The organism is Agathobaculum sp. TL06, assembly GCF_054658635.1.
This window is the reverse complement of the sequence record NZ_BAAGGY010000043.1, coordinates 1-7982: the sequence shown is the minus strand read 5'-3', so window position 1 is coordinate 7982 and position 7982 is coordinate 1. Positions and strand designations below refer to the sequence as shown.

The 7982-nt window shown below is 47.9% G+C and carries 7 protein-coding genes and 1 pseudogene; 2 read left to right on the top strand and 6 right to left on the bottom strand.

Going from position 1 to position 7982, the window contains the following annotated elements:
- Positions 1-688 precede the first annotated feature (688 nt).
- The 5 genes from ACYQ3S_RS15240 to ACYQ3S_RS15220 form a co-directional block, all read right to left on the bottom strand.
- Entirely contained in the window at positions 689-1519 is an 831-nt protein-coding gene (locus ACYQ3S_RS15240) for a sugar phosphate isomerase/epimerase family protein (protein ID WP_459690205.1), read from the bottom strand.
- A gap of 2 nt (positions 1520-1521) precedes the next feature.
- Positions 1522-1692: a hypothetical protein gene (locus ACYQ3S_RS15235; RefSeq protein WP_459690203.1), complete on the bottom strand. Its 171-nt coding sequence runs from the start codon at positions 1690-1692 to the stop codon at positions 1522-1524.
- Between the two features lie 141 nt (positions 1693-1833).
- Positions 1834-3333 (bottom strand): sodium:solute symporter family protein, encoded by a 1500-nt coding sequence (locus ACYQ3S_RS15230; RefSeq protein WP_459690201.1) that lies wholly within the window; start codon positions 3331-3333, stop codon positions 1834-1836.
- Positions 3330-3683, bottom strand: a complete 354-nt coding sequence (locus ACYQ3S_RS15225) for a hypothetical protein (RefSeq protein WP_459690199.1) — start codon at positions 3681-3683, stop codon at positions 3330-3332. The genes ACYQ3S_RS15230 and ACYQ3S_RS15225 overlap by 4 nt, the downstream gene beginning before the upstream one ends.
- Positions 3684-3995: 312 nt before the next feature.
- Positions 3996-5003, bottom strand: coding sequence for a LacI family DNA-binding transcriptional regulator (locus tag ACYQ3S_RS15220; RefSeq protein ID WP_459690197.1), 1008 nt, complete (start codon positions 5001-5003; stop codon positions 3996-3998).
- 313 nt (positions 5004-5316) lie between these two features.
- Between ACYQ3S_RS15220 and ACYQ3S_RS15215 the strand changes: the two genes are divergently transcribed.
- Together ACYQ3S_RS15215 and ACYQ3S_RS15210 are read left to right on the top strand one after the other, a co-directional pair.
- Entirely contained in the window at positions 5317-6354 is a 1038-nt protein-coding gene (locus ACYQ3S_RS15215) for an alcohol dehydrogenase catalytic domain-containing protein (RefSeq protein WP_459690195.1), read from the top strand.
- A 77-nt stretch (positions 6355-6431) separates the two neighbouring features.
- Positions 6432-7502 carry a zinc-dependent alcohol dehydrogenase gene (locus ACYQ3S_RS15210; protein ID WP_459690194.1) on the top strand — a complete coding sequence of 357 codons (1071 nt, stop codon included), beginning with the start codon at positions 6432-6434 and terminating at the stop codon, positions 7500-7502.
- Between the two features lie 295 nt (positions 7503-7797).
- Here the strand turns inward: ACYQ3S_RS15210 and ACYQ3S_RS15205 are convergent.
- Positions 7798-7982: pseudogene (locus ACYQ3S_RS15205) on the bottom strand (hypothetical protein); the annotation flags it as partial.

Sequence of the window (7982 nt, the reverse complement as noted above, 5' to 3'; positions counted from 1 at the left end):
TAATGACAAACTTTCAGCCCGCAAAAAAGCAAAGCGACTATATCGAATGATACGACTCTTTCGCAAGCCGCAACTGGTACGTTCTTGTCCACACCATACTGCTTAGGCAGGCTGGGACGAAACCTATCTTTTTGAACCGTCTCTTAACGAATAAGCAAACAACCTGAAAGAAGTCGCAGGGTTAGTTGTCCCTGCATGGCAAGGTGAACGGTATCGCACGTCGCCATTAACTGATCCACCCTGTCTTGCCTATTGGACAATCATAACCACCGGCCGTGCCGTTGGTTTGCACAGGCCCCCTTAGGGCCTTTTACCAGCCGAACCTATAGGCTCACTAAATAATATTTCTTTTGCGTGTGGTGTCCCGCTGCTATTAATAATGGCGGGATGCTTCTCTTTCAGTTTGCCGTATCTTTACATCCCCCACCCTATTGTTTTAGTAATGTCTCCTCGCTTCGCTCAGATGTTTTTTCTGGGCATAGCTAAAGCTTTTTAGAACCACCGGCTAAGCCGGTGGTTTTTCCTTACAATAATAAGAGGGCGAAAGCAACAAGTGCTTTCGCCCTTTCCATCATAAATTTTTGAATAGCGAAAGTCAAAATGACTTGAAGATGCATTCCAGCTTTTTCATTCGGCACCATAGTCAATAACTACGGCAGTTTAAGTTTAGAAAACATCCAACAGCGAATTATTCGTTCGCACCCAGTGCCGCTTTCATGGTCCGCAGATCTTTCTTAAGAAGCGCAATCTGATCGGCAGTGCTGCTGCCACGGATCGGCAGATGGCTGTAAAAATTTTCGGTAATGATCCAGCCGGAATAGTCCGATTCCTTAATAAATTTGGCCTGCTCTGCGAACTCCATGCTACCCTCACCGAGAAGTGCAGTAGACATTTCGGTCACACCGTCCTTAAAATGGAGCTGATTGACCATATACGGATACACATCTTTCAGAACCTGCATAGGATCAGCGTTGATCCAGAACTTATAGTTCATGGAGTCATAGAACACACCGATATTTTCTCGATTTACCTTGTCGAAAATCTTTTTGTGATCCTTCCAAAGGAGCGGGGTCTCGTGCGCGATAGTGATGCCATAACGTTTTCCTTTATCACAGCAGTACTGTAGCGCCTCGGCTACATTATCGTAGTGTTCTGGCTTTGTGATAAAGTTATCAAAGAAATTCGGAATCAACACCATGTCGATACCCATTTCTGCCGCGCACTCGATGGCAATATCAAAAGCTTCATAGGCAATGCGACCATTGGGCGTGTTGCGGCCGTTGACGAACTCGTAAGTGCCTACATCGTTTACCGTAACGTTAGGAAATTCGATGCCATAGCGCTTAGCATCCTCCATATAGCCCTCGCGAACACTCTTCTGAGCCAAAGGGTAGCCGTCCTCATATTTGCCGATCTCAATCTGTAGGCCGTCCAAACCAGCTTCTGCCGCAATGCGGACACTGTATGAGCCATTGCCGGGCATCCCCCATTCTGTGCATGCAAACCTGTATTTAGACATAATTATCGTCCTCCAAATGTAACGGTATCGTCTCCCTCTGCACCATCATCAGTCAAGGGATCAGGCATCACCTTTTCACGCTTGTCTTGTATATAAATACCTACAAAACCCAGCACGAAGAAAAACAGCATAACACCTACCAGCAAAGCCATTAGCGTTCTCTCAACCAGCATAATCTTTTCCTCCTTCTGTTTAAGAGCTTTTACTGCCGGAACGGACAATCTTGTCTACAATCAGACAGATAGCTGCCCATATAAGCTGGGTTACGATGATCTTGAACTCAAGCGACCAAAATATCATGAAACATTTCCTCCTTATGCGCGGCCTTCATGCTTATCTTTCTGATATAGACGGTATTCCTCAGACTGCTTCCACTCATCCGAGTGAAAATAACCCTGCTTGGTTTTGAAGATACAGTTTCCAATTATGGGAAGAACAACAGAGAGAACAAGGATGATATACAACATATCGACATTTCCCATACCGATTACATACTTCAGATCGGTAAAGGTCCAAATATTTGCAATCAGCCAAACGATCAGAAACGTACCGGTACCGACAATATTACTACGCTTCCACCACAAACCGTAAACTACGAGAAAAAAAGTCGGTGCCATGAAAGCAAACAACCAAGTCATCATCTCGATAACTGGCGGGAGCATCTGGGCCAGGATGCCGCAGATGATCGTACCGATGACCACCCCAACGCGGATCCAACGTGACTCTTCTTTCGTAGTCATATTCGGCTTAAAGTAGGCCTTGATAAAGTCGTTTGCGATAATGGTAGCCGGACCCATAACAAAACCGCCGAACGAGGAGAGCAGCGCCGCTAGGAATGCGGCAAGAACCAGAGTGATCAGCCAGTTCGGAAGCATATCGACCAGCATACGAACAGAGATGACCTTTGCATCTAGCTCTGCATACTGCGGCAGAGACTTTGCGATAATTGCGAAGGTAGCGGAGATACCGCCAATGATGCAGTTCATGGGACCGACGAAATAAGCGATACGGCGAACTGCATTCTCGCTCTTGGCAGAAGCAGCGACCTGCATGGTCTGCTGTCCACAGATATTACAGAAGAACGGAGCCAGCAAGGTAGGCAAACCGACTTTCAGCAGGAAGCCGGGCGCTCCGGTAAAGCGTAGCATATCGCTCTGACCGGCAGAAACATAGTATTCTCGAACATTCTCCAAACCGCCGGTACCCAGACCATGCACGATGTAGAGCAGCGCTATACCAAGGCCACCGTATAGCAACACGATATTGAACTGGTTTAAAATAGCACTCTGTTCCATACCTCCGATGATGATATAAAGGAAACCGATGATCGTACCGGCGATAACTGCCGTTTTTAGGTTCCAGCCAGTTAGCGCATTGATAACAACTCCCATAGCCTGTGTCTCACAGGAGCACACGCCCCAGCCTACAGCGATATTTACCGCTGCGACACAAACTGTCAAGCCTCTTCCGTAAAGCGTAGTCAGTACGTCGCCAAGCGAAGTGATGCGCAGGCGGCGTGCCCAAATAAAGGTCGTCACTGCTGCAAGGCTGAGTGCAATACCATTGCCCATGGTGTGCCATACCTGTGACAGACCAATCGAATACGCACCTTCCATCGTACCTGTTGTATGGCCGGAACCAAGGCATATCAGACAGATCGTCGTACCGACCGCCCAGGTACCAAGCGAACGTCCACCAACGGCGAAAGAGTTTCCTTGTCCGGATGCTTTCGCCTTGCAGTTAACATAGATACCAGCTGCGACCGTCGTAATTATCTCAAATAAGATAACCGCGATAATAATCCCAAACCTCATCTTTTACCTCCTGATTTGCGTTCTTGAAGACGCAGATATCTCCAAACAGCGTTGTTGCAAGCGTTTAATGCAAAAGGTGTCACGCTCTTCAGTTCAGACGGCATTGCGTGGATGCTCAGCTTCTCTAGATCCAGCCGCTGCACTTTTCCAGGACTGAAAAAACCAGTAGTCACCAAGCGTGCATCTTGAATGACGCCCTTACAATCTACTGCCATTAGCGCTTGGTAAGATCGCAGAAACAAGAACCCTTTTTGTTCTCCCGACAATACCTCTCCCTTCGCCCGCAACTCTGAAACGGTTTTCTGTAACTTCTTGCCGCTCATTGTCATCAGCACTCCGTTCAGCATCATTATGGCTCCAAACAGTAACATAATAGTGGTAGTCAGGGGCGTTCACCCTCTCTTAATGCGTTAATGGTTCAAAGTAACAAGTTACAATTCAATGATACAGGCATCCCATGGAAATAATCAATAGTAAATCTTGCTGTATTTGAAAAAAAAAATTAGGTAAATTGACCAATGTGTTAGACGATTTCCCAAAATTCACGTAATACGCCGAAAGACAATTGAAAAGGCGGAATGAAAAATATTTCATCTCGCCTTTTTACAGTTTCTATATTGCGTTTCGCCGAATGTATCTGTTTGTTGAAAATGTTACTTTCGTCATATTGCGCGCGTTGTTTTGCCAATCTGGAGCGTAACATCTGTGACCAACTCCTCCGGCGGCATTCCCTCGTCCCGACCAATCAGCTTGCTGAAGGCCGCTTCCGCGATCAGCTTTAGATCCTGCTTTACGGTCGTGATCGGCGGATAGAAATCGGTCAAAAAGCCGTCGAAACCACAAATCGAGATATCTTCCGGAATACGCCGCCCGCATTCATTGGCACGCAGAATAAACCCCTGTGCCAAGCGGTCGTTCGAAGCGATCACGGCAGTCGGCTGATCCTTTAAGCTTGCAAAATAGTCGTAAGCTTCCAAACCGCCGGAAATTTTGTAATTTCCACGGTATATCCATTCCTCCCGAATCGACAGGCCCCGCTCGGCCATTGCATCAATGAAGCCGTTCAGTCGTTCGCGTGCGGAGAAAATAGAAATTGGCCCAGTGATGAAGCCGATCTCTTTATGATTTAGCGAAGCTATATGTCCTACCAGCAAAGACAGCCCTTTATAATAGTTCGCGCGCACAGAGTAGCTTGCTTTGTCTCCGAAACCCTTGCGGTCGATCACGACGATCGGAAAATCGAAAGCCTCGCCTCCCCCGCCGATCAATTCGCGCGTAGAGCCGGCCGTATATACGATGCCTGCCACACGAATGCCACGGCAGAATTCCAGAAACTTTTTCTCTCGTTCTTCACTGTCCTCGGCGTCATATATGATGACTGTATATCCATTATCCATCGCAATATTGTTGAAATACTTGATAAACTGCGTATAGAACGGGTTCGTCATATCATAAACAAAAAGTGCAATGGAATTTGAATGACCAGAATAAAGATTTTTCGCCGCGATATTAGGCACATAATTGTAACGCTCTACAATATCCATAACTTTTTTACGACTCTTTTCCGTTGTCGTTTTAGGGTCATTCAACACTCTGGATACCGTAGCGATCGAAACACCCGCTAAACGCGCAATATCACGAATGCCCAGATATGTTTTATCTTTTTTCATGGCATTTGCCCTTTCTATATGTTTTATAACTTGTTACAAGTATATCATTTTCCGATAAAAAATCAATAGATGATGTAAAATAATTCAAAAATATTGATTTTAGAGTCCATCGTCTTTCAAAGCGGAACCTTTCGTCATTTCATCTAAATTATTGGTGATATATCCTGTCTGCTTTCAACAAAACACGATTAAGTGTAAATTTTTCTATTGACACCCTTGACCTTTGCGTGTATAGTTTAAATCACAAAGAAACAAGTTACATTTCAAAAAAATGCGCACTATTACACGATTACGAACAAGAAGGAGGGTAAATATGCAAAGCACTATGATGGATGCTGTGATTTTTGAATCCATCGGCCACGCAAAAGTCGTCAAGCATCCTGTTCCACAGCTCACACATCCGGATGATGTCATCATCAGAGTCGAACGGGCGAGCATTTGTGGTTCTGACTTGCACCTTTTGGCTGATCCCCCCGGTTATCCGGCAACGCCCGGTGTGATTATCGGCCATGAATGTGTCGGCACAGTTGTCGAGATCGGCGACGCAGTCACCACTGTTCAGCCCGGCGACCGAGTAATCTTTGATCCGAACATTCCCTGTGGCAAATGCCATTACTGCCAGATCGGTATGCCGAACATGTGCGAAAAACTGCTGCTGCTCGGTTTCGCAGCCAACGGCGTATTTGCACAGTATACCAAATGCGCAGAGAAGGTTATCGTTCCGATCTCCAAGAACGTACCGCTCGATCAAGCAGCTCTGGCGGAGCCGATGAACTGCGTAATGGGCGGCGTGAAAAAGATCAAACTGCTCGCAGGTGAAAGCGTCCTCATTCTGGGCGGCGGTCCGATCGGCCTGCTGTACGCCATGATGCTCCGCGTTAACGGTGCCGGCAAAGTGTTCGTTTCCGAGGTCTCCAAGATCCGAACGGAATATGCAAAGAAGATCGGCGTAGACAAGGTGTTTAACCCAATGACGCAGAATATCAGTGAAGAAGTTCGCGCAAGCACCAACGGTCTCGGCGTTGATGTGGTCGTCGATGCAGTAGGCATTCTGTTCGCAGACGCGATCGACTGTGCGCGCAAGGGCGGCCGTCTCCTATTGTTCGGTCAGAATTTCGCAAAGATGCAGACCATCAAGCAGAATGAGATCACTCGCAAGTGCCTGACAGTTATGGGTAGCTACATCGGCGACTACACTTTCCCTGCCGTTGCCCGCCTGCTGGAATGCGGCAGCACCGATCCGTCGGTTATCGTTTCCAAGCATTACAAGCTCACTGATTTCCAAGATGCGCTTGCAGCGATGCGCAGCGGCACGGAAATGAAGGTCCTGCTCCATCCGTGGGCTGACTAAATCTTAACTCCGCGTAGTTTTTATATATTATATAACACTACCATCACTACAAATATGAAAAACAGGAGGATCCTACTATGAAAGCAATCGTATTTGAAGCACCCGGCAAATTTCGCTTTGAAGATCGTCCAAAGCCGTCCATCAAGAAGCCCGACGATGTTCTGTTGAAGGTTCGCGGCATCGGTATCTGCGGTACCGAGTTGCACATTCTACACCCGGATGCGATCCATCCGTCCATTCCGGGTACCATTCTGGGCCACGAGTACACTGCGGTCGTTGAAGAGGTCGGCTCTGCCGTAACCGAGTTCAAGCCAGGTGATACTGTTATCGTTGACCCGCATCCGTCTTGTGGCAAGTGCAAGTTCTGCCGTGAGGATCGTCCTGATCGCTGCACCGAGTTGTACTTCCCTGCTGATCATCCGGAATTCGCAAACCATCCGATCACTGCCGGGATCTTCAAGGATGGCGCGCACACCAACTACACAGTTGCCCCAGCGCACTCCCTGTACCATATCAGCCCTGATGTTCCGTTCCACATTGCTGCTCTGGCTGAGCCGATCTCCTGTGTCGCGGCTGCAGTCGAGCGCATCAATGTAAACAACGGCGATACCGTCTGTGTACTGGGTGCCGGCCCGATCGGCCTGTTGTTCATCGCCCTGCTGAAAATGAACGGCGCTACCAAGATTATCGTTTCCGAGCCGTCCGCATACCGCCGCGAGAAGGCACTCAAGGTAGGCGCTGACATCGTTGTTGACCCGACTAAGGAGTCCATCGAGGAAGTCGTTGCCCGTGAGACCGATAATGACGGTGTTGATATCTCCGTCGAGTGTGTTGGCTGGATGTTCGAGACCGCATGCGCTGTTGCCCGCAACCTCGGCAAGGTCATGCAGTTCGGCCACGACGAGATCCACGAAGAGAAGCTCATCGTCGGCAAGCAGATCGTTCGTAAGGATCTAACCATCATGGGCGCATTCATCGGCAAGTATAAATTCCAGCGCACCGCTGAGTTGATCGAGTCCGGCGTACTCCCGCTCGATGAGATTGTTACTCATGTATTTCCGCTCTCCAAGTTCCAGGACGCGCTTGATCTGTTGCGTGCCGGTCAGGCTTTGAAAGTCGTTATGGTTCCAGAGGAAGAAGATGCATAAGCGCTTTCTTTGCGCTTCGATCTGACATTCTGTATCCCAATTTCTTTTCTCACTCACAATGATTTGGTAAGCGTCAAACATAAGGGCGGCCGTTTGGCCGCCTTTATGTTTGACGCTCAAACGATAAATTAGTGCATGTGTGGATATTGAAAAAGAGTTTTAGCCGAGAGAAGAGATTATATCATACCACAGAGCAAGCAGGTCAGTATCGTGCCGTTTTCCTATCGATAATCTTAAAATAGAGCAAGGCTAGCAATATCATGGTAGCTTTACTCTTGCCTGAACGGATTTAATGTTATCTATGAGGATAGAGTCCGTTTTTCAATATGCAGCAGTCACTGCTTATTTTAATATATTCATCCATCGCGGCAGCAGCGCGCTTGCCCGCGCCCATAGCGAGGATAACGGTGGCCGCGCCGGTGACAGCGTCGCCGCCGGCAAACACTCCGTCCTTGGAGGTGATGCCGTGTTCTTCATCCG